The sequence below is a fragment of the Paraburkholderia steynii genome (assembly GCF_900100565.1).
GTDB lineage: Bacteria > Pseudomonadota > Gammaproteobacteria > Burkholderiales > Burkholderiaceae > Paraburkholderia > Paraburkholderia terrae.
Window position 1 is genome coordinate 282,338 of sequence record NZ_FNDI01000009.1, and the last position, 20,749, is coordinate 303,086.

Below are 20,749 nucleotides of genomic sequence, written 5' to 3' on the forward strand. Positions count from 1 at the left end.
TACAGGCGCCTCGAAACGAAACGCCCCTTCAAGTGGTTCGGATTATCGGAATCGCCCTTTGCAGGATAAATGCGGCATCGCCGACATCACTGTTCTTTTGCCGCCAACAATCCCCTTTTCGACGGGCGAAGCCCCGTGCAGCAACGCTCGAGCGATTGCGGACACAGGTGTCCAAAGTGAGCGAACCCATGGGCTGTTTTTCTGGCGCATCCCCGCATCTACATTAGCGTCAAGCGTCGCCGATCACCGGCATTGCGCAGCAGCTTCCCTGAATCACTGGATTGTGGAGATTGAAATGTCCAAACTGTTTTCGAAAGTCACGGTCGGTTCGCACGACATCGCGCACCGCGTGGTCCTCGCCCCCCTCACCCGCATGCGTGCCGAAAGCGGCGCGCGCCCCGGCCCGCTGATGGCTGAATACTATGCGCAGCGTACGTCGCAGGGAGCGCTTCTGATCGGCGAAGCCACGATCGCCGCGCCGAACGGCAATGGCTATCTCGGCGCACCCGGCCTGTACGACGACAGCCAGATCGCCGGCTGGAAAGCCGTCACCAATGCGGTGCATGCGAAAGGCGGCAAGATCTTTCTTCAGCTTTATCACGCGGGCCGTCAATCGAATGCACAGTTGCAGCCCGATGGCGGCCGCCCCGTCGGACCTTCCGAAGTGCCGCACGGCGGCGTCGCGTACACGGAAGCGGGCTGGGTCCCCAACACGCCGAACCGCGCGTTGGAAACGGCTGAAATCGCGGGCATCGTCGAGAGCTTCCGCGCGGCCGCCGAGCGCGGCGTGAAGGCAGGCTTCGACGGCGTTGAATTGCACGGCGCGAACGGCTATCTGTTCGATCAGTTCCTGCAGGACGGCAGCAACAAGCGCACGGACGAGTATGGCGGCTCGATCGCCAACCGCGCTCGCTTGCTGCTCGATGCGACGCGTGCCGTGATTTCCGTGTGGGGCGCGAACAAGGTTGCAGTGCGTCTCGGACCGAGCGGCTCGTGGGGCGACATGTCCGACAGCAACCCGGAAGCGTTGTTCACGTATGTGGCCGACGAACTCGACAAACTTGGCATTGCGTATCTGCATCTGATCGAGCCGCGCATCGCGGGCAACGTCGAGGACGAAGCGCGAGACCAGCAACCCGTCGCCGCGAAGTCGCTGCGTGCGCATTTTCATGGGCCGATCATCGCGGCGGGCGGCTTCGACGGCAAAAGCGCCGAAGCAATCCTGCAATCGGGCGATGCCGATCTCGTTGCATTCGGACGCCATTTCATCGCGAATCCGGACCTGCCGGAGCGGCTGCGCAAAGGTCTGCCGCTGACCCCGTACGACCGCGCGACGTTTTTCGGTGGCACGGACGTGGGTTACACCGACTATGCATTCCACGACGAGGCCGCTGTCGCAGCGTGAGATGTGGGGGCTGTAACAACTGATTCGTAGCGCAGCCGGAAGCGATCATGCGTCCACGCATGGTCGCTTCCGGCGTCAATCGCCACCGATAGTGCGCGTCAATTGCCTCAATTGACCCTGCCTCTTCATTTCCTCAGTTTTCTTCTCATTGCACTTCGCAGCCGCCACGCACGATCCGCTTCGCGCGCGTCGATGGCTGCCCGTTTGCTGGAGCTTTTCACATGAGCACCGATCAATCCGCGTCGCTCGCCGATGCGCCCATATTGTCATCATCCACCACGAGCCATCGACGCTGGCTCGCGGTGTTCTCCATCGCGCTCGGCTCGTTCGCTTTCGTGACGACGGAATATCTGCCCGTCGGCGTACTGCCGAAGATCGCCGCAGACCTCGGCGTCACGCCCGGCACGGCAGGTCTGATGACGACCACGCCCGGACTCATCGCGGCCATCTCCGCGCCGATGCTGCTGCTCGCCGCGGGTCGCCTGAACCGGCGCTCGATTCTGCTGTTGCTGTCGGTCGCGCTGGTCGCGTCTAACCTCGTCGCAGCGCTCGCAACCAACTTCGCGACGATGCTTGTTGGACGCGCGTTGCTCGGCATCAGCCTTGGCGGATTCTGGACCGTCGCACTCGGCGTCTCCGGACAGATCGTCGCGGAAGAAGAAAGCGCCAAAGCCAGTGCGACGATCTTCATGGGCATCACGCTCGCGACGGTCATCGGCGTGCCGCTCGGGACATTCATTGCCGAACTGTCGTCGTGGCGCGTCTCGTTCTTCGCGACGGCCGCACTCGCGCTCGCAGCGCTGCTGATGCAGGCGACGCTGCTGCCCGATCTGCCGCCGCGCGCGGCTGCTCGCCTCGCCGACTTCGGCCGCATGCTCACGCGCGGGACGGTGATGCGCAGCCTGCTGCTCGTTGCCTTGCTGTTTGGTGCCCACTTCTGCGCGTACACGTATATCGCGCCCTTTCTGGAAGACAACGCGTCGCTCGGCGCAACATGGGTGACGGCGCTGCTGCTCGGCTTCGGCATCGTCGGCTTCATGTCGAACTTCGTCGCGTCGGCGTTCGTGACATCGCATCCGCGGCTGTCGCTGTTCGCGATGACTGCGCTCGTGATGGTGGCGCTCGTAGCGCTCCCTGCGTTTGCGCACACGCACGGCGCGGTCGTCGCTGGTGTGCTCGCTTGGGGCATCGCCTACGGCGCGATTCCGCTGGGCCTGAGCGTGTGGATGCAGATGACTTCGCCGAAGCAACCGGAAGCCGCATCGGCGCTGTTCGTCAGCGCCGTGCAGACCGCCATCGCCGCGGGTTCGCTTGCGGGCGGCGTGGCTGTCGATCACGCGGGTGCAACAGGCGCGATGCATCTTGGCGTGCTGCTGTCGGCATTGGGGCTTGCGGTGCTCGCATCGTTCGCAACGACACGGCGCACATTGGTAAGCGTGCTCGAAGAATGAGTGCCTTTCCCGCCGCACGATTGTTCTTCGGCCGGTCGCTCGTTTGAATGAGGTGTGTGTGTCGGGGCTATCACGACTGTTTGCGCGCAAAGAAATCTTGCACCAGGAATCAGGCGAAACAGTGTTCGAGTATCATCTTCGCGCAATGCCCCACTACTCCGACTCCTGAAAGGCTTTGACGATGTCCACACCGATCGACTATCTGAACCCGGCGCTACCTGAGGGGCTTCGGCGCGTGACCATGCCCGTCGTCGACGCGACCCCGGCGACACTCGACGGCTATGGCAGGCTCGTAGACGACCCGAACGAATGCCAGGTCGAAATCGTGCAATGGCCCGCGATGGGATCGAGGCCGATCGATCCCGGCACGGGCGACGAGGCGGGGACGACGAAAGGCGTCTTCGTCAGCGAATGGCGCGGCGACATCCTCTACGGTCGCAACGAGGCGGTGGGCGGTCACTATGTCCTGGCGTACGCGACAGAGCCTGACGAAGCGCGCGAAGACAACGCCGCGCCGCCCGAACGCATGCTGCTCTGGCACGCGAACTACCACCCGGACGGCGGACAGTTGTTCTTCCCTCTCGATCACCGGCCGTTCTATGTTCCGCTGGCCTTGCCCGGCGACGATGTGACACCCGAGAAGTTCGTGTGCTTTCGCTTCGATGGCCGGCAGGGGCTTTATATTCATCCGAACATCTGGCACGAAGGCGTGTTCACACTTGGCGGGACACAGCGCTTCTTCGACGAGCAGGGCGCGGTTCATGCACGCGTGTCGGTCGAGTTCGCGCGAGAGTTCGGTTGTCTGCTCGAAGCGCCTATCGTCTATCCGTAAGGCTTGAACGCTAGATCGAGCGGGCGGTTCGCGACGAACCACCGGTGTACTGGAAGACCAGACGACCGCCCGCAACGTCGATGGAGCGAACGCGTCAGCACGTCGACGGAACCCTTCATGAACCCGCTAAAAAAGTGCTTGACTGTCTATCTAGTAGTAGATAAAGTTCAACCCATGGAACCGACCACTACCGTTCGCGATCAGATTCTGGAGCACGCCATCACGTTGATGATGCTGCGCGGCTACAACGGGTTTAGCTACCGCGATCTGTCGGAGCTGGTTGGGGTGAAGACTTCGAGCATCCATTATTACTTCCCGTCGAAAGACGACCTGGTGCTCGAAGCCGTCAGCCAGTACAGCAACGAGATACTCGGCGCGCTCGGTTCCATTGAGTCTTCTCTTCCGGCGGATCAGAAGCTCGGCAAGTACACGAAGCTGTTCGGCAGAACCCTTGGCGAAGGCGACCAGATCTGCCTGTGCGGCATGCTCGCCGCGGATATCGAGGCATTGCCCGATAACGTGCGCACAGCCGTGCAGGCATTCTTCAAGGCCAACGAAAGCTGGCTCGCGAAGGTACTGGCTCAAGGCGTCAAGGAGCGCACGTTGCACGTCAACGGCAAGCCCGAAAACGCGGCGCGAGCGCTGTACGCCGCTTACCAGGGCAGCGTGCTGGCAAGCCGGCTGTTCAGGACGAAGGCTCGGCTGGAAGATGTCGAGGCTTCATGGAAGGTTTCGAAGTAACGGTATTCGAGGCGGTTGCTGTAGACCGCCTTTTGTTGGACCCGGTTATCTATCTTCTAGTAGATAAATAGCGGATGTAGAGAGAGATGTCGTTGAAACACAGCGGTTTGCCCGGCTGTCTATCTAGTAGTAGATAGCAAAATGCAGTTCACTCAACTATTGCCAGTCAGGAGTTACATCATGTCGATCGAAAAAGTTCTGTACCGCGCCCACGCTCACGCCACGGGAGGCCGCGACGGCCGCGCCGTCGTCCCCGAAGGCAAGCTCGATTTCAAACTGGTCACGCCGCGTGAACTCGGCGGCGCGGGCGGCGAAGGCGCGAATCCGGAACAGCTGTTCGCGGCGGGCTACAGCGCCTGTTTCCTCGGCGCGATGAAGTTCGTCGCGGCGCGCGACAAGACGGCGATTCCGGCGGACGTATCGATCGACGGCGGCGTTGGCATCGGCGCGATTCCGAACGGCTTCGGCATTGAAGTGGAACTGAAGATTTCGCTGCCCGGCATGCCGCGCGACGCCGCTCAGGCACTGATCGACAAGGCTCACATCGTGTGCCCGTACTCGAATGCAACGCGCGGCAACATTGACGTCACGTTGACGCTGGTTTGATCGACTTCGCCTCATAGACAGAACACTGGAGCGTAAAAAAATGAAAGCCCTGAAGCCACTCGTCCTTGCCGCCGTTCTTGCAGCGAACGCCGTGATTGCCGCCGCCGCAACGCCTGCTACGCAACCGACGCCCGATCGCGTCACCACGGGATTCCTCAAGCAGCTCAACAGCGGCACGGGTCCCGCCCTCAACACGCTGCCGCCCGCGAAGGCGCGTCAGGTGCTGGTCGATGCGCAGAACGGCGTGAAAGTCGACTTGTCCGGTATCGACGTGTCGAACCGCACCATCGAAGAGGACGGTATCAGCGTACCGATTACCATCGTGCGTCCGCAAGGCGCGACGGGCACGCTGCCGGTGTTCATGTTTTTCCACGGCGGTGGTTGGATCTTGGGTGACTTCCAGACCCACGAACGCCTGGTACGCGACCTCGTCGTGCAGTCCGGCGCAGTGGCCGTGTTCGTGAACTACACGCCGTCGCCCGAGGCTCGTTATCCTGTCGCGATCAATCAGGCGTATGCCGCGACGAAGTGGGTCGCGGAGCACGGCAACGACATCGGCGTGGACGGCAGCCGCCTCGCCGTGGTGGGCAACAGTGTGGGCGGGAATATGGCCGCCGTCGTCAGCTTGATGGCGAAGGACAAGCATGGTCCGCAAATCCGCTTCCAGGGCTTGATGTGGCCCGTCACGGATGCCAACTTCAACGACGGTTCGTACCTCGCGTATCGCGACAAGCATTTCCTGACCCGCGCGATGATGCAATGGTTCTGGGACGCGTACACGAAGGACCCCGCACAGCGCGCGCAGATTTACGCATCGCCGTTGCGTGCGTCTGAAGAAGAGTTGAAGGGTCTGCCGCCCGCGTTGATCCAGGTTGCGCAATTCGACGTGCTGCGCGACGAAGGCGAGGCATACGGTCGCAAGCTCGATGCAGCGGGCAACGAAGTCACGACGACGCGCTACAACGGCACGATCCACGATTTCGGTCTGCTCAATGCCCTCGCTGCCGACGCGCCGACACAGGCCGCGACGAAGCAACTCGCGAATGAGATCAAGACGCGCCTGAAGTAATCGTAGTTTCATTCAACGGCATGATGGCCTTGCGCCTTCATGCCGTGTTTTAGTTACACGCCAAGTTGCTTCGCAAGATCCACAAGGTCCTTTGCGACCCAATCCCAATTCCCTTCCGGCTGTAGATCGGTTGTTTGCGACGCGCCGTGTTCATGGGAACGTGGGATGAACGCGGTTCTCAACCCGCACTTCTGCGCCGCTGCAAGATCGCTATTGTGCGCGGCGACCATGCACACCTCTCCCGGCGACAACGCCAGAATCTCTGCCGTGCGCAAATACGCTTCAGGCGATGGCTTATAGGCTTGCGCGACCTCCGCGCCGAGAATCGCGTCCCACGGCAAGCCGCCATGCTTTGCCATATCGATCATCAGCCTGACATTGCCGTTCGACAGTGGCGCAATGATGTATTGCGACTTGAGCCGCGCGAGTCCATCGACGGTATCCGGCCATGGATCGAGCCGATGCCACGCCAGATTGAGATCGTCGAGTTCTGAAGCCTGGACCTGTTCGGCGTCGATACCGAACTCGCGCAGCACCACTTCGAGATTCTCACGGTGCAATACATCGAGCTTCGTGAACGGACGCTCGCCACTGCGGACCCGTTGCATCGCGGGCTGATATTGCGCGCGCCAGGCATCCGCGAATGCGTCGGCTTCCTGCGCGTTTCGTCCATGACTCTGCAGAAATGCAGCCACTTCACGCGCGACACCGCCTCGCCAATCGACGAGCGTGCCGAAAACATCGAATACGCAGGCCTTTACGTCAGTTGTTGCCATGTCGAAATCCTGTTGCAGTGACTCGACGGCCTCAAGGCTGCCATGCCTCGCCATCGGGGAAGACATACGTTTCGAGTGACGGCGCTTTCATTTCGATGCTATATCCCGGCTTTTGCGGCGGCATATAGCGGCCATTGCGAATAACAACGGGATCGACGAAATGCTCGTGCAGATGATCGACATATTCCAGCACGCGATTTTCCAGCGACGCCGACACGCAGATATAGTCGAATAGCGAAATGTGCTGCACGTACTCGCACAATCCGACTCCGCCCGCATGCGGACATACGGGCACGCCGAACTTCGCCGCCATCAGCAGCACGACGAGTACTTCGTTCAGTCCGCCCAGACGACAACTATCGACCTGGCAGAAATCGATTGCCTTGGCTTGCAGCAACTGCTTGAACATCACACGGTTCTGGCAGTGCTCGCCCGTCGCCACACCGATCGATCCCAGCCGCTGACGAATAGCCGCGTGACCGAGTACATCGTCGGGGCTTGTGGGCTCTTCGATCCACCATGGGTCGAACTCCGCAAGACGCCGCATGTTCGCGACGGCTTCGTCGACGTCCCACACCTGGTTCGCATCCATCATCAGCTTCAGGTTCTCGCCGATCTCCTCGCGCAAAATGCGGGCGCGTCTTACATCTTCTTCGAGATTGCCGCCAACTTTCTGCTTGAAATGCGTCCACCCTTGCGCAACGCCTTCGCGCGCAAGCCGGCGGATCTTGTCGTCGTCATAACCAAGCCATCCCGCCGATGTCGTATACGCGGGATAGCCTTGTGCGAGCATTTCCTTTTCACGCTCACCTTTTGTCTTCGCGTGGCGATTCAGCAGCGCTAGCGCTTCGTAAGGCGTGATCGCGTCCGTCACGTAACGAAAGTCCAGACAGCGCACGAGTTCTTCCGGGCTCATGTCGACAAGCAGCTTCCACACAGGCTTGCCAACCGATTTCGCCCACAGATCCCACACGGCATTCACCACAGCGGCCGTAGCCAGATGAATTGCACCTTTGTCGGGACCGATCCAGCGCAACTGACTATCCGAAGTAAAGGCGCGCCAGAATGCCCCCATATTCGCAACGATATCTTCGAGGGTCTTGCCGACGATCAGCGGCGTCAACGCATTCACCGCTGTCACACAGATTTCATTCCCGCGCCCGATGGTAAAGGTCAATCCGTGGCCGGTGAGCTTTTGCGGCGAGTCGGTTTCGAGCGTGACATAAGTGGCGGAATAGTCCGGCGCGGCATTCATTGCGTCGGAGCCATCGAGAGAACGAGAAGTGGGGAAACGAATGTCGCGAACGGACAGCCTCGTAATCGTGGTCATCTGAGCACCCTCCAGGGATGGCTACCGGCATTGACCTGCTAGCGAAGAGGAACCGCCTGGTGCGTTCGTCAAAACGGTAGATACGGGTACACCCTGATAAGACCTACCAGGCGTTTGCACGCGTTGACAACGCTCAATCCACTTCCTAGCATGCTAGCATGTCTTCTGGAAATCAAGCGTGCCGTGAGCTCTTCGTCAGATGTAGCGAATGCCGTCAGTAATCCGTATGTCGCACTGCAAAAGGTCAAAGGCGGCGAGCGTGGCAGCCTGACCGACGCGGTGGAACTGGCGCTGAGAGAAGCGATCGTGACATTGGTGCTGGAACCCGGAATGATGATCGACAAGCTGGCCGTGTGCGAGCGCATGGGGGTATCGCGCTTTCCGGTTTCCGCTGCATTGGCGCGGCTCGAGCATGCAGGCCTCGTCGAAGTTTTGCCGCAGCGCGGCACACGCGTCAAACCCATTGCGCTTCACGACATAAGCCAGCATCTGTTCATACGCAGCGCGCTGGAAGTCGAAACCGTGCGCGCCGTCGCGCTGATGCGTGACAGCGCGACAATCGACGCGCTCGCCGTCAATCTCGATCAGCAGCGCGACGTAGCCGGCAACGGGGAGCGTTTGACGTTTCATGTACTCGATCTGGCTTTTCACGAAATCATGCTCGACGCGGTGAATTTGCCGCGTGTGAAGGAAATCGTCGCTGTATCGCGCAATGCACTGGATCGCGCAAGACAACTGTTAGCAAGTCCGGAGCGGCTCGCGCATACGCTCGACGAGCACGAGCGCATCTTCGCGGCTATCCGCGTGGGAAACGCCGATACGGCTGCAAAAGCAATGCACGATCATCTCGACGAGGTGGTCGCCGAACTGCACCGGTCCGCGAAAGAAAGACCAGATCTTTTCGCACCTTAAGGACAAGGCAATGTCTCTGGCTTCTCTTTGCATGACTGCCGCGCCATGACTCCACTCATTTCCGTCAGCAAGCTCAACAAGAGCTTTCCGGGCGTGAGGGCGCTGCACGAAGTGCAGTTTGAGCTCATGGCGGGTGAAGTGCATGCGTTGATGGGCGAGAACGGCGCAGGCAAGTCCACGCTGATGAAGATTCTCGCCGGCGTCTACACGCGCGATTCCGGCGAAATGCTCTACGACGGCAAGCCCGTCGATTTCACCAGCCCACGCGAAGCACAGGCGGCAGGCATCGGCATCATTCATCAGGAACTTCAGCTGATGAATCATCTGACCGTCGCGCAGAACATGTTCATTGGCCGCGAGCCGCGTGGACGCCTGGGCCTGTTTCTCGATGAAGACAAACTCAACGCGCAAGCTCGCGAGATCCTCGCGCGCATGCATGTGAATCTCGATCCGCGTACCGTCGTCGAGTCGCTCACGGTCGCGAGCCAGCAGATGGTCGAGATCGCGAAAGCGCTGTCGTTCGATTCGCGCGTGCTCATCATGGACGAACCGACCTCCGCGCTCAACGACGCGGAGATTGCCGAGCTTTTCCGTATCATCCGTCAACTGAAGGAACGCGGTGTCGGCATCATCTACATCTCGCACAAGATGGATGAGCTCAAGCAGATTTCCGACCGCGTCACCGTGATGCGCGATGGTGAATATGTGGCCACCGTGTCGACAGCCGATACGACCGTGCCCGTGATCATCGGCATGATGGTGGGCCGCACGCTCGCCGACGTCACGCCGTATCAAGGCGCCGAATGCACGGGCGACATCGCGCTCGAAGTGAAGCATCTGAACGCCGGCCCACTCGTCAAGGACGTGAGCTTTACGCTGCGCAAAGGCGAGATATTGGGCTTTGCAGGCCTAATGGGCGCGGGCCGCACGGAAGTCGCGCGCGCGGTATTCGGCGCGGACCCGATCGAGTCAGGCGAAATATTCGTGAAAGGCGTAAAGGCGCTCATCAAGAGACCCTGTAATGCCGTCGCGCATAGCATCGGCTATCTCTCAGAGGACCGCAAACGCTTCGGTCTCGCGACGGGTATGGACGTCGAATCGAACATCGTGATGTCGGATCTCGGCAAGTTCCTGTCGCTGCGTGTGTTTCTCCGCCGCGCGCAGATACGCAAGCGAGCTTCGCATTTCATCAATCTGCTCGCGATCCGCACGCCTTCACCGACACAGCCTGTCAGGCTGCTGTCGGGCGGCAACCAGCAGAAGATCGTCATTGCGAAATGGCTGGAGCGCGACTGCGACGTACTGTTCTTCGACGAGCCGACACGGGGCATCGATGTCGGCGCAAAGAGCGAGATCTACAAACTGTTGCGCTCACTCGCGGCGCAAGGCAAGGCGATCGTGATGATCTCGTCGGAATTGCCGGAAATTCTGCGTATGAGCGACCGTATCGTGGTGATGTGCGAAGGCCGTATCACTGGCGAGCTTTCCGCCAGCGAGGCCACGCAGGAAAGCATCATGCATCTGGCGACGCAGCGCGAATCCTTGAAAACAGCATGAGCCTGAAGAGGTCGGATCAATGACATCGCAATCGGATACAGCGGCACTGTCCAACGAAGGAAGGTTATCGGGTTTCAGAGCCCGTCTCTTTTCGCCAACGGCTTTGCAAAAGCTGCTCGCGTTCACAAGCCTGATATTGCTGCTGATCTTTTTCAGCTTCGCGTCGCCCGCATTCATGCAGATGGACAACATCCTCGGCATTCTGCAGGCGACGGCCGTCAATGGCGTGCTGGCCATTGCCAGTACTTTCGTCATTATCACGGGCGGCATCGATTTGTCCGTCGGCACGCTGATGACGTTTACGGCTGTCATCTGCGGCGTGTTCCTGACCTACTGGCATTTGCCGATGTGGATGGGCGTGCTTGCCGCCATCGTGACGGGCGCACTGTGCGGCACGATTTCGGGCACGTTGACGGCGAAAATGAAAATACCGCCGTTCATTGCCACGCTTGGCATGATGCTGCTGCTCAAAGGGCTTTCGCTCGTCGTGTCGGTCGATAAGCCAATCTATTTCACCGATACAGAGAACTTCTACATGATCTCGCAGGATTCTCTGATTGCATATTTCTTGCCGGGCGTGCCCGTACCAAATGCCGTCCTTATTCTGTTCGTGCTCGCCATCGTGAGTTCGATCACACTGAATCGCACGGCGCTCGGCCGCTACACGTTCGCGCTCGGCAGCAATGAAGAAGCCGTGCGTCTTTCGGGCGTGAACGTCGACAGATGGAAGATCGCGATTTACGGCCTGGGTGGCGCGATTTGCGGCATCGCTGGATTGCTGATCGCATCGCGTCTGAATTCGGCGCAACCGGCCCTCGGCCAGGGCTATGAACTCGAAGCGATTGCGGCTGTGGTGATTGGCGGCACGTCGTTGAGCGGCGGCTCGGGCACGATACTCGGCACCATCATCGGCGCGTTCATCATGAGCGTGCTGACCAACGGCTTGCGCATCATGTCGGTTGCACAGGAATGGCAGATCGTGGTGACAGGTCTCATCATCATTCTCGCCGTGTACGCCGATATCTTGCGACGCCGAAAGCGCTGAGCCTGCACACGACAATAGAAATCAAAGAAAGGAGAGTACCGAAAGGCTCTCTCAACGGCTGGAGGTCAATAGCCCACCTTAGGAGGAGAAAACCATGTTGAAAAGAAAAGTACTCAGTATCGCGATCGGTGTCGGCACACTCGTCGGTGCAAGCAGTCTGGCGTACGCGGACGAGCCGTACATTCCGCTCATTTCGAAAGGCTTCCAGCATCAGTTCTGGCAGGCCGTGAAATCGGGCGCGGAGCAATCCGCGAAGGAAAACAACGTGCGTATCACGTTCGAAGGCCCGGAAACGGAGGCGATGGTCGATAAACAGATCGACATGTTGTCGGCCGCACTCGCGAAGAAACCGCAGGCACTCGGCATTGCCGCGCTCGACAGCAAGGCGGCCATTCCGTTGCTCAAGCGGGCACAGTCCAGCAAGATTCCCGTCATCGCGTTCGACTCGGGCGTCGACAGCGATATTCCGCTGACGACGTGCGCGACGGATAATCTCGCAGCTGCTGCGCTCGCCGCGGACAAGATGGCCGGGATGATCGGCAATTCGGGCGAAGTCGGCGTCATCGTGCATGACCAGACGAGCCGCACGGGTATCGACCGCCGCGACGGTTTCCTGAACGAAATGAAGTCGAAGCATCCGAACGTCAAGATCGTTTCGGTGCAATACGGTGGCGGCGATCACCTGAAGTCGGCGGAGATCGCCAAGGCGATGATTCAAGCCAATCCGAACATCAAGGGCATTTTCGGCGCCAACGAAGGTTCGGCGGAAGGCGCGGCAATCGGCGTGAAGGAATCGGGCAAGAAGCTGGTGCTGATCGGCTACGACTCAGGCAAGGAACAGAAAGAGGACATCATGTCCGGCCTGATGGCGGGCGCGATTACGCAAAACCCGGTGGGCATCGGCAAATGCGTGATCGATTCGGCCGTGAAAGCACTGAAGGGCGAGAAGTTGCCGAAGAAAGTCGATACCGGCTTTTACTGGTACGACAAGACGAATATAAAAGATCCGAAGATCGCTGCTGTACTCTATGACTAAGTAACGTGCGATGAAAGAGGAAGGGTTGAGACCTTTCCTCTTTCGTTTTTATCGAACGCCGCACACGTCGCTATTACCGCAAATCCGCGCGCAACTCACGCACGCCGCGTCCCAAACGCTGCCGCAACAGCGTTCTCAACGTCGCGCCGTCGACATAACCCACTTCGGACGCAATCGCTTCGAGATCGAGCCCGCTGCCGTGAAGCAGCGATTGCGCGCGCTCGACGCGCAAGTCCTGAAAGTACGCGAGCGGCGATTTCCCGAGCACTTCCTGGCAGCGGCGCTGCAACGTGCGCGCGCTCGTCGCCAGTGCGCCGGCGGCGTCTTGCAGCGAGAAACCCTCTTTCAGATGATCCCGCGCCCATCGTTCGAAACGCTGCATCAACGGGTCCGCCAGCGCCAGATGATTGGGGATGATGTACGGCGCCTGCAATGAGCGGATATCCGCGAGCAGGTAACGCGAAACGAGCGTCGCTAGTTCCGGACTTGCCTTGCGGATCAACCAGAGCGTGAGGTCGAGATGCCCTAGTGCGGCGCCCGCCGTCACGCCGATATCGGTCGCGACGAGCATGCGCGATTCGTCGAGCGAGACCTTCGGATAGCGTTGCCTGAAGAGCGGCGCAAGCGACCAGGTCGACGTCGCTTCGCGATTGTCGAGCAGACCGGCTTCGGCGAGCAGAAACGTGCCGATGCAGGAAGCTGCGATTAAAGCGCCTTCAGCACGCCACTTCAGCAACTGCGCGGTGGCCTGCTTCACGTCCGCTCGATCCAGCGCGGGAATCAGTTCATCCGGCGTGGTCTTGCCGAGCGCGGGGACGATGACCCAGTCCGGCTTCAGGTCCGGCGTGATCGCCTGCACGGGAATCGTGAAGCCCTGCCCCGAGCGTACGCGCTTGCGCACGCCTACGACCGTCACGTTGAATTTCGGCGTTCCGCCCATCATGCGGGAAGCGAGCTTGTTCGCGGCGCCGAGCGCGTCGAGCGTAACGGCGAGCCCTGTATCGAACAGTCCATCGAGTGCGAGCACGGTAATGCGCATGGCGTAAATGACCCTAACGTTGTCATATGCGACGATACCGCATTTTCCCGATGAGCGTTATTGCGCGCAGTGTCCGCGCGCACGCATAAAGAGAACCTCGCGATTTTTACGACATTTTTTCTTGTGGCTCGTAATGGCCAATTCTAGACTTCACACAAGTCAGGAAGCCCGGAGAGACAACATGTCGAAACGATGCGCGACAATCGAACAGCACACGCCCCACGCTTATAGCGAGCGGAGCACCGGCAGCGTGGTGCTACGACGCTTCGATCCGTCGCGCGACTCGTACGAGCAACTCACGACAATGCTGCATCGCGCGTTTGCACGGCTCGGCATGATGGGGTTGAACTGCACGTGTGTGGATCAGGATGTCGCTGTCACGATGAGACGCGCTCAAAGTGGTGACTGCTTCGTGATGGTCAGCGGTGGAAAGATCATCGGCACGATGACGCTTTATGCGAGCGACAGCGACTCGCTCTGCGGGCATTATCACCGGCACGATGTCGCGACGATTCGCCAACTGGCTATCGATCCTTCGTGGCAGAACCGCGGCATCGGTAAATCTATGTTGGCGTTTGCCGAGCACTGGGCCGCAACGCGCGGTTATGCGGAGTTGGCGCTCGATACGCCGTATCCGGCTGCGCATCTCGTTGCCTTCTATCGCGGACAAGGCTTCCGCATCGTTGACGCGATCCGCTTCACAGGCAAGGTGTACGACAGCGCAATTCTCAGCAAAGCGCCCGTCGTCGCGCGCACGCTGGCCGCGTGGACGCATCAGATCGCGTTGCCGGGCGCGCGCCTTGTTCGCTTTGCGGCGTGAAAATCATATTTGGAGAACGGAGTCGTAGCTGGCTGCGTGCTGTGTCGCTTAACGCATCAAACGCATCCCCGCGCAACGATCCAGCCAGTCGAGCACGACACGCAATACGTCGTCGCTGTTCTCATCCATCATCATCATGTGCGTGTTGCCGCGCATGCCGAGCGCTGGCAGATCGATACGCTCGCCCTCTCCGCCTGCAGCATTCCACGCGTCAATCGACGCACTCGCGCGAGTTGCATGCGCGCGCCACGCTCGGTCTTCCTCGATGAAATCGCCGAACACGACGAGCGCGGACGTGCCCGGCAAACCGGCATCGAACGAAGCAGGCACGCCGTGCGGTTCAAGCGCGATGCACGCTCGCACGAGATCGCGCACCGCGTCGGCTGCATCGAAAACGAGACCACCGCCCTGACTGAAACCGAGCAAGGCGCACGGGCCGATCCGCCGCACCACATCGATCAACGCCTGTCTTTGCAGCGCGCTCGTACCCGGCCAGCGCGGCACGGTTTGCGCCGACAGGCCTTGCATCGCGTCGAGTGGAAAGCGGTGACCGGCATAACCAAAGCGATAGATCTTCGCGGACTCTTCATCGCTGCGCGATAACGGACGGTCGGGCCAGATACCGTCGAGCGCGCAGAAGCCGGCACGCCCGCGTTCGACATTGTCCACCACATACACCGACACACCCGCTTCGAGCAGCCGCTGAAGCCAGCCGGGCCTGCCGTCCGGCGTGTCTTCCCACATCGCGCCCGTCAGTCCGCCGCCATGCATCAGCACGAGCGGCACCGCATAGCGCGGCGTGGCCTGCAGAAAGTACTGCACGTAGGCCGCTTCGATCCAGTACGTGCCGTTCGGATCGTAGTCACGCGTCGACGTCGACGAAAGCGTGACGCGATACGGCGCTTGGCCCCTGACGTTCACGCGCCGTCCGCCGACGAAGAAACTGCCTGTCTTCCGAAGCGTGATCATCGGCGATCCCTAATCACACGCGCACCGCACTGAGGGTTTCGGCCGGAAACAGTTCCTCCGGCTTGAGCAGGCGATGGCACACGCCCTGTTCATAGCCGAACTTCAGGAAAGCCTCGAGCGTCGTGCGGTTCGGTTCCAGTCCGTACGGCCAGATGTCCGCGCCGAAGAGCGCCTGTGCTTCGGCAACACGCGCCGGCATCCACGGCAGCGGGAAGTGCGAGCACGTGATATCGCTCAGCCGGTGAAGGCTATTGCGCTTGGCTTCTTCGAAGGCCTTCAACAGATTGCCCGCAATCCACCGATGCTTTTCAAACGTCTCGCGGCGCAACACGATCAGATGCATGATGGGGAAGATGCGCGTCGCCTCGTAGTAGTCGCGTTCCGTATCGGCAAAGCGCGAAAAGAGCCGCACGATCTCATCCGCGCGTTCGTGGCCCGGCTCGGGCGGACGCGCGCTCAGTACTGCGTCGATCTCGCCGTCGAGCAGCAGCGACGTCAGCGAGCGCTCGGGCTCCGAACGATACGACACGCCCTCAGGCACGCGCACCTTCACCTTCTCCTTGCGGCCCGCCTGATTCACGCCGCCCTGCACCCATTCGATTTCGGACAGCGGAATGCCGAGCGAATGGGCAATCCAGCCGCGCGAGTAGATCGCGGCCGTTTGCGCCCACTCGGGAATGCCAATGCGTTTGCCGCGCAAATCCTCGGGACGCTGGACGCGTCCATCGCGTCGCACATAGAGCGAGGACTGGCGGAACGAGCGCGACGGAAACACTGGCAATCCGACGAGCCGGTCATCGCCCTGCGAGCGCAGCGACGAATACTTGCCGAACGACATTTCCGAAATGTCCCACTCCTGGAAATGCGTCGTGCGATAAAAGATCTCTTCGACATTGAGCACCGACGGCACCAACTCGATGCCTTCGGGTTGCACGCGCCCGCTTACCAGGTCGCGCACATGGTCATAGTCGCTGACAGCGAGGCTGAGCGTTAATCTCGACATAATGGTTCTCTTCGAAACGGAAATTCAGTGGGCTTCAGTGTGCATTGGTGACAACCACATGCGGCTGCGATGGACCAACGGTCAGCACCAGCATCGCTGTCGTCAGCACCGCGGCGCCGATCGCTGCGAACATGATGCCCGGTCCGCCCGACCACTGCTGCAAAACACCCGCCACGGCCGGCCCGAACATCGCGCCGACACGCGACAGCCCCAGGAACACGCCGACCCCCGTGCCGCGCATTTCAGTCGGGTAAGTGGCTGCAACCAGGTTGTTGAGCACGATCTGCGAGCCGACGACGAAAGCGCCCGCGCCAGCGACCGCAATCAGCGTCGTGGTGCGGTCGGTCGCCCAGGCGAGCAGCGCGACCATCGCTGCGCCGAGCACGTACGACGCCGAGATCACGCGACGGCGGTCGCCCACGCGATCAGCGATAAAGCCCGAGATCAATCCGCCCGCCACGGCCATGCCGGCGAACAGCGAGCCATACGCAAAGCTCGACGACAGGTTCTCGCCGCGCTTGAGCATGATGGTCGGCAGCCAGCCCGACAGGCCGTAGGCCGAAAACAGGCTCAACGCGCCAGCGGCCCAGAAGCTCAACGTGCGCAGCCGGTAGTCGCGCGACAGCAGCAGACCGAGCGGACTTCTGTGCGAGATCGCGCCGCCCGTGGCGAACTGGCCCGCGTCGTAGGCTGCTGCGCGGTCCGGACGCAAGCGGTACAGCAACGGCTTGACCTCTTCCCAACGTCCGCGGCTGGCGAGAAAGCGCGGCGATTCGGGCAACCACAATTGGATCGCAAGCGCGAACACGAGCGCGACGCCGCCGACGTAATAAAGACTCTGCCAGCCGTAATGCGGCGTGAGCCATGCCGCGATCAACCCTGCCGACGACGAGCCGCTCACCCAGCCAAGCGAGAAGAACAGGCTCGTGAACACATTCGACGAACGCTTCGGCGCGATCTCGTTGATATAGGTGATCGCGAGCGGCATCAGCAGCCCGAGCGCCAGCCCCATCGTCACGCGCAACGCGATGTATGACGCGAGACTGTGCGCGAACAGCGCGATCGCCAGACTCATCACGCCGGAACCCCAGCAGCCTAGCAGCAGAATGCTGCGACGGCCGAAGCGATCGCCGAGCAGCCCGCTGACGGCCGACCCCGCGGCGAAACCCGCCAGCCCGCTCGACAGCATGATGCCGATGCGCGTCGGCGACAGTCCCCACGGACCTGCCACGTAATGGACGATATACGCCGAGTTGTACAGGTCGTAGCCGTCGAACAGCAGGATCATCGCGATCAGGACGCCGAGCCGGATGTGAAAGCCGCCAAGCGGCGCTTCCTCCAGTTCCTGGCGAACGTCGATGCGCCCCGCAGGCATCGACACTTTGTGTTGGGCCATGATGTTCTCCACTGTCAGAAGGTATGTTTGATGCCGACCATGGCACCCGTCTGGTTGCCGCCCGTCGTCACGTCGCCCGTCGCGCGCACACCGACGTTCAGCCCGTTCGAGTTGGTGACGTACGATACTTCGGCGTAGAGATCCGTGCGCTTGGACAGAAAGTAGTCAGCCAGCAGCACGCCGCTGGTGGCCTTTTGTCCCGTGCCATGAATGCGCTCCTGATACCCGCCAAGCGAAAAGATCAGCGGCGAGGTGGCCTGCCACGACGCGCCCAGCCAGTACAGCAGCGAGCCTTGCAGCGCCGTCGTGTTACGGATGTTGAGCCAGCGCGTCCCGATATACGCCCTCACAGGTCCGAACGTATACGTCGCACCGCCGACCACGCGCATCTGCGTGGCATCTTGCGTGGCGATCGAAGTCCCTTGCATCTGATCATAGGCAACGCCGACGTTGGCAGAGCCGTTTGCGTACTGCAGCGCGAAACTGTATTCGCGCCCGACCTTCGAATGGCCCGGCACCTGCGCGCCGTTGGGGATCGTCGAATCGAACCCGGTGCTATACAGCGCCGCGACAGTCACGCCGGAGAAACGCGCCGTGTAGCGGACCGCATTGTCGGCACGTCCCACGAGTGTTGCATCGTAACCTTGAGCCGAATAACTCGGATTGAACTGAAGCGCGTCGTACACGTACATCAGGTCGTACAGCAGGTTGTATTGCCGGCCGAGCGTCACGTCGCCGTACGGCGTGCTCAGCCCGACATATGCCTTGCGTCCGAACAGGCGACCACCCTGCCCGAGCGTTCCGTTATTGATCGAGTAGCCGTTCTCGAGCACGAAGATGGCCTTCAGGCCGCCGCCGAGTTCTTCCGTGCCGCGCAAGCCCCAGCGCGAACCGGCAAGGCTGCCGGACTCCATGCGTACAACCGTGCCGGACGTGCCGTTCGGACCGGGCACGTGATTGGCGACTTCGACGCCGACATCGGTGATGCCATAGAGCGTCACCGAACCTTGCGCATACGCGCAAGAGGTGGCGGCGCATGTCAGACCGAACGCGGCGAGAGTGTGGCGTCTCTTCACTAGAGTGTCTCCAAAGTTTTTGTATTCGTGTGTATGTGTTGATTCGGCTTGTCCGCCCGGCATGGCGGCACGCGCGGTGCCGGGCGCGGACAAACCCGCCCGTGAAGCCACGGGCGATACTGCTGCGATGAGTTGCGTATCAGTTCAGGCGCGGCGGCTCACGGCGAGGCTGCGGCAAGGGCGCGCCGAGTCCTGCCTCGCTCGCGAGCGCATACAGGCGCAAGCCGAGCGCGAGATCCGATACGCCCATGCCCATTGCCTTGAAGACCGTGATGTCGTCGGATGCCGTGCGGGCGCGTCCCTCGGCAATCACGTCGCATAGGGGCGTCACCTCGTTCCATGCATCGCGCGCGCCGTACGCACGCACGAACTCGGTCGACAGGCGTTTCGCCGCGCCGAGATCGTCGACCACGGCGCGCGTGCAACGGACGAACACATCGTCGGCGAGTTCGATTCGCTCTTCCGTGATTGCGCCTACCGCGTTCACGTGCGTGCCATAGGCCAGCGCGGATGCGGGCAGAAATGCTTCCGTGGCGCGCGTCACGGTCGTGACGATCGGCGCATCGGCGACGGCGGCTTCCACCGACGGCGCCTCGACGATCTCGATGTCGAACTTCTCGCGCGCCCGCTCGACGAATGCACGCCGCTTGTCCGGCGTCGGGCTGTACACGCGCACCAGCTTCAGGCGGCGCACGGCAGCAACGGCAGCGAGTTGCGCGAGCGCCTGCTTGCCCGTACCGATCAGCGCGAGCACGTCCGCATCGGGTCGCGCGAGCCACTTCGTCGCCACGCCGGAGATGCCGCCCGTGCGCATCTGGCCGAGCGCGAACGCTTCGAGAATCGCCTTGAGATGGCCGTTCGCGCTATCGAACAGAATCAGCAGCGGACACGCGCCGCCTTCCGTATGCGCCCACGTCTTGGTCCCGACGATGCCGGCATCCTGAAACGCCGCGCCGATCGCGTGCAGATTGCTGTGTCCCCACGCGACATGCGTCTTGCCCATGTTGCGCGCCGCGCCGCTCGCCTGTTGGGCGAGGCCTGCTTCGAGCGCTTCGATGGCGCCCGAGAGATTCATCAGCGAGACGATTTGCTGCTCGGAAATCCACACGGGTGTGCTGACCGCGTTCATTGCTCATCCTCGAAAATCGACGCTACGGGCGGTTCGAGCCGCAGCGTATTGACGGCGATCGCATGCGTGACGTAGCGGCCGATCAGCATCACGAAAGCCATTGCTTCAGCGGGCGTCACGAGGCTCGCAAACGCGTCGAACTCTGCCTGCGCTTCGAGGCCGCGCGTACGCAATGCCTTCAGCGCATAGGCTTGCGCGGCTTTCTCCGCGTCGCTCAGTTCCGTCGCGGCAGCAGGATCGAGCCGGTTGACCTGCGCGATCCAGGTGCGCGGAAAACCAAGCTTCACGCTCAGGCGTTCATGCTGGTGACGCTCGTAACGGTTCTCCATGAAACTCGCCACCGTCAGCGCGCCGAGTTCCGTGAGACGGTCGGGCAACGCGTGCTTCAGCGCGTCGGTGAAATGCATGAATTGCAGGAGCACATCGGGCGCATGGCCCGCGCACTTGAACAGTTCGCCGAGATAGCGCAAGCGCTCGACGCGCGGCGTCAGATAGGCGGCCAGATCGGTCCGCATGTCGGCCATCTCCAGCCGTGGAATCCTGTCGCTCATCAGGGT

20 protein-coding genes are annotated in these 20,749 nt (G+C 61.2%); 11 read left to right on the forward strand and 9 right to left on the reverse strand.

Going from position 1 to position 20,749, the window contains the following annotated elements:
• The first annotated feature begins 295 nt into the window (after window positions 1-295).
• The 6 genes from BLT65_RS18680 (at window position 296) to BLT65_RS18705 (ending at window position 6,104) form a co-directional block, all read left to right on the forward strand.
• Complete coding sequence (locus tag BLT65_RS18680; RefSeq protein ID WP_091779778.1) at window positions 296-1,405, forward strand: alkene reductase; 1,110 nt, start codon at window positions 296-298, stop codon at window positions 1,403-1,405.
• 221 nt (window positions 1,406-1,626) lie between these two features.
• A complete protein-coding gene (locus tag BLT65_RS18685) occupies window positions 1,627-2,856 on the forward strand; it encodes an MFS transporter (RefSeq protein ID WP_091779780.1) in 1,230 nt (409 codons plus the stop codon).
• 181 nt (window positions 2,857-3,037) lie between these two features.
• Window positions 3,038-3,688 carry an ureidoglycolate lyase gene (locus BLT65_RS18690; RefSeq protein ID WP_091779782.1) on the forward strand — a complete coding sequence of 217 codons (651 nt, stop codon included), beginning with the start codon at window positions 3,038-3,040 and terminating at the stop codon, window positions 3,686-3,688.
• Between the two features lie 174 nt (window positions 3,689-3,862).
• Window positions 3,863-4,429, forward strand: coding sequence for a TetR/AcrR family transcriptional regulator (locus tag BLT65_RS18695; RefSeq protein WP_007739687.1), 567 nt, complete (start codon window positions 3,863-3,865; stop codon window positions 4,427-4,429).
• A gap of 180 nt (window positions 4,430-4,609) precedes the next feature.
• A complete protein-coding gene (locus BLT65_RS18700) occupies window positions 4,610-5,035 on the forward strand; it encodes an organic hydroperoxide resistance protein (protein ID WP_091779784.1) in 426 nt (141 codons plus the stop codon).
• A gap of 40 nt (window positions 5,036-5,075) precedes the next feature.
• A complete protein-coding gene (locus BLT65_RS18705) occupies window positions 5,076-6,104 on the forward strand; it encodes an alpha/beta hydrolase (protein ID WP_091779786.1) in 1,029 nt (342 codons plus the stop codon).
• A gap of 53 nt (window positions 6,105-6,157) precedes the next feature.
• On the opposite strand, the gene BLT65_RS18710 is transcribed toward BLT65_RS18705, so the two are convergent.
• Window positions 6,158-6,880: a haloacid dehalogenase type II gene (locus tag BLT65_RS18710; protein ID WP_091779871.1), complete on the reverse strand. Its 723-nt coding sequence runs from the start codon at window positions 6,878-6,880 to the stop codon at window positions 6,158-6,160.
• 31 nt (window positions 6,881-6,911) lie between these two features.
• Entirely contained in the window at window positions 6,912-8,210 is a 1,299-nt protein-coding gene (locus tag BLT65_RS18715) for an L-fuconate dehydratase (RefSeq protein WP_091779788.1), read from the reverse strand.
• A 150-nt stretch (window positions 8,211-8,360) separates the two neighbouring features.
• On the opposite strand from BLT65_RS18715, the gene BLT65_RS18720 reads away from it, so the two are divergent.
• The 4 genes from BLT65_RS18720 to BLT65_RS18735 all read left to right on the forward strand — a co-directional run bounded on the left by BLT65_RS18720 (window position 8,361) and on the right by BLT65_RS18735 (window position 12,760).
• The gene (locus BLT65_RS18720; protein ID WP_091779790.1) at window positions 8,361-9,122 is read left to right on the forward strand and encodes a GntR family transcriptional regulator; all 762 of its coding nucleotides are present in this window, start codon (window positions 8,361-8,363) and stop codon (window positions 9,120-9,122) included.
• A gap of 45 nt (window positions 9,123-9,167) precedes the next feature.
• On the forward strand, window positions 9,168-10,679 hold the full coding sequence (locus BLT65_RS18725; protein ID WP_091779792.1) for a sugar ABC transporter ATP-binding protein: 1,512 nt from the start codon (window positions 9,168-9,170) through the stop codon (window positions 10,677-10,679).
• A gap of 19 nt (window positions 10,680-10,698) precedes the next feature.
• Window positions 10,699-11,724, forward strand: coding sequence for an ABC transporter permease (locus BLT65_RS18730; protein WP_042313403.1), 1,026 nt, complete (start codon window positions 10,699-10,701; stop codon window positions 11,722-11,724).
• Window positions 11,725-11,818: 94 nt separating this feature from the next.
• Window positions 11,819-12,760, forward strand: coding sequence for an ABC transporter substrate-binding protein (locus tag BLT65_RS18735; protein WP_091779794.1), 942 nt, complete (start codon window positions 11,819-11,821; stop codon window positions 12,758-12,760).
• Between the two features lie 73 nt (window positions 12,761-12,833).
• On the opposite strand, the gene BLT65_RS18740 is transcribed toward BLT65_RS18735, so the two are convergent.
• On the reverse strand, window positions 12,834-13,799 hold the full coding sequence (locus tag BLT65_RS18740) for a GlxA family transcriptional regulator (protein ID WP_091779796.1): 966 nt from the start codon (window positions 13,797-13,799) through the stop codon (window positions 12,834-12,836).
• Between the two features lie 181 nt (window positions 13,800-13,980).
• Between BLT65_RS18740 and BLT65_RS18745 the strand changes: the two genes are divergently transcribed.
• On the forward strand, window positions 13,981-14,619 hold the full coding sequence (locus BLT65_RS18745) for a GNAT family N-acetyltransferase (RefSeq protein ID WP_042313411.1): 639 nt from the start codon (window positions 13,981-13,983) through the stop codon (window positions 14,617-14,619).
• A gap of 48 nt (window positions 14,620-14,667) precedes the next feature.
• On the opposite strand, the gene BLT65_RS18750 is transcribed toward BLT65_RS18745, so the two are convergent.
• The 6 genes from BLT65_RS18750 to BLT65_RS18775 form a co-directional block, all read right to left on the reverse strand.
• Complete coding sequence (locus BLT65_RS18750; protein ID WP_091779797.1) at window positions 14,668-15,588, reverse strand: alpha/beta hydrolase; 921 nt, start codon at window positions 15,586-15,588, stop codon at window positions 14,668-14,670.
• 13 nt (window positions 15,589-15,601) lie between these two features.
• Window positions 15,602-16,591 carry a substrate-binding domain-containing protein gene (locus BLT65_RS18755; protein ID WP_091779799.1) on the reverse strand — a complete coding sequence of 330 codons (990 nt, stop codon included), beginning with the start codon at window positions 16,589-16,591 and terminating at the stop codon, window positions 15,602-15,604.
• A 34-nt stretch (window positions 16,592-16,625) separates the two neighbouring features.
• Complete coding sequence (locus BLT65_RS18760; protein WP_091779801.1) at window positions 16,626-17,987, reverse strand: MFS transporter; 1,362 nt, start codon at window positions 17,985-17,987, stop codon at window positions 16,626-16,628.
• Between the two features lie 14 nt (window positions 17,988-18,001).
• Window positions 18,002-19,063 carry a porin gene (locus tag BLT65_RS18765; protein ID WP_091779803.1) on the reverse strand — a complete coding sequence of 354 codons (1,062 nt, stop codon included), beginning with the start codon at window positions 19,061-19,063 and terminating at the stop codon, window positions 18,002-18,004.
• A gap of 139 nt (window positions 19,064-19,202) precedes the next feature.
• Entirely contained in the window at window positions 19,203-20,192 is a 990-nt protein-coding gene (locus tag BLT65_RS18770; RefSeq protein ID WP_091779805.1) for an ornithine cyclodeaminase family protein, read from the reverse strand.
• Window positions 20,189-20,743, reverse strand: coding sequence for a carboxymuconolactone decarboxylase family protein (locus BLT65_RS18775; protein ID WP_091779807.1), 555 nt, complete (start codon window positions 20,741-20,743; stop codon window positions 20,189-20,191). The genes BLT65_RS18770 and BLT65_RS18775 overlap by 4 nt, the downstream gene beginning before the upstream one ends.
• Window positions 20,744-20,749 lie beyond the last annotated feature (6 nt).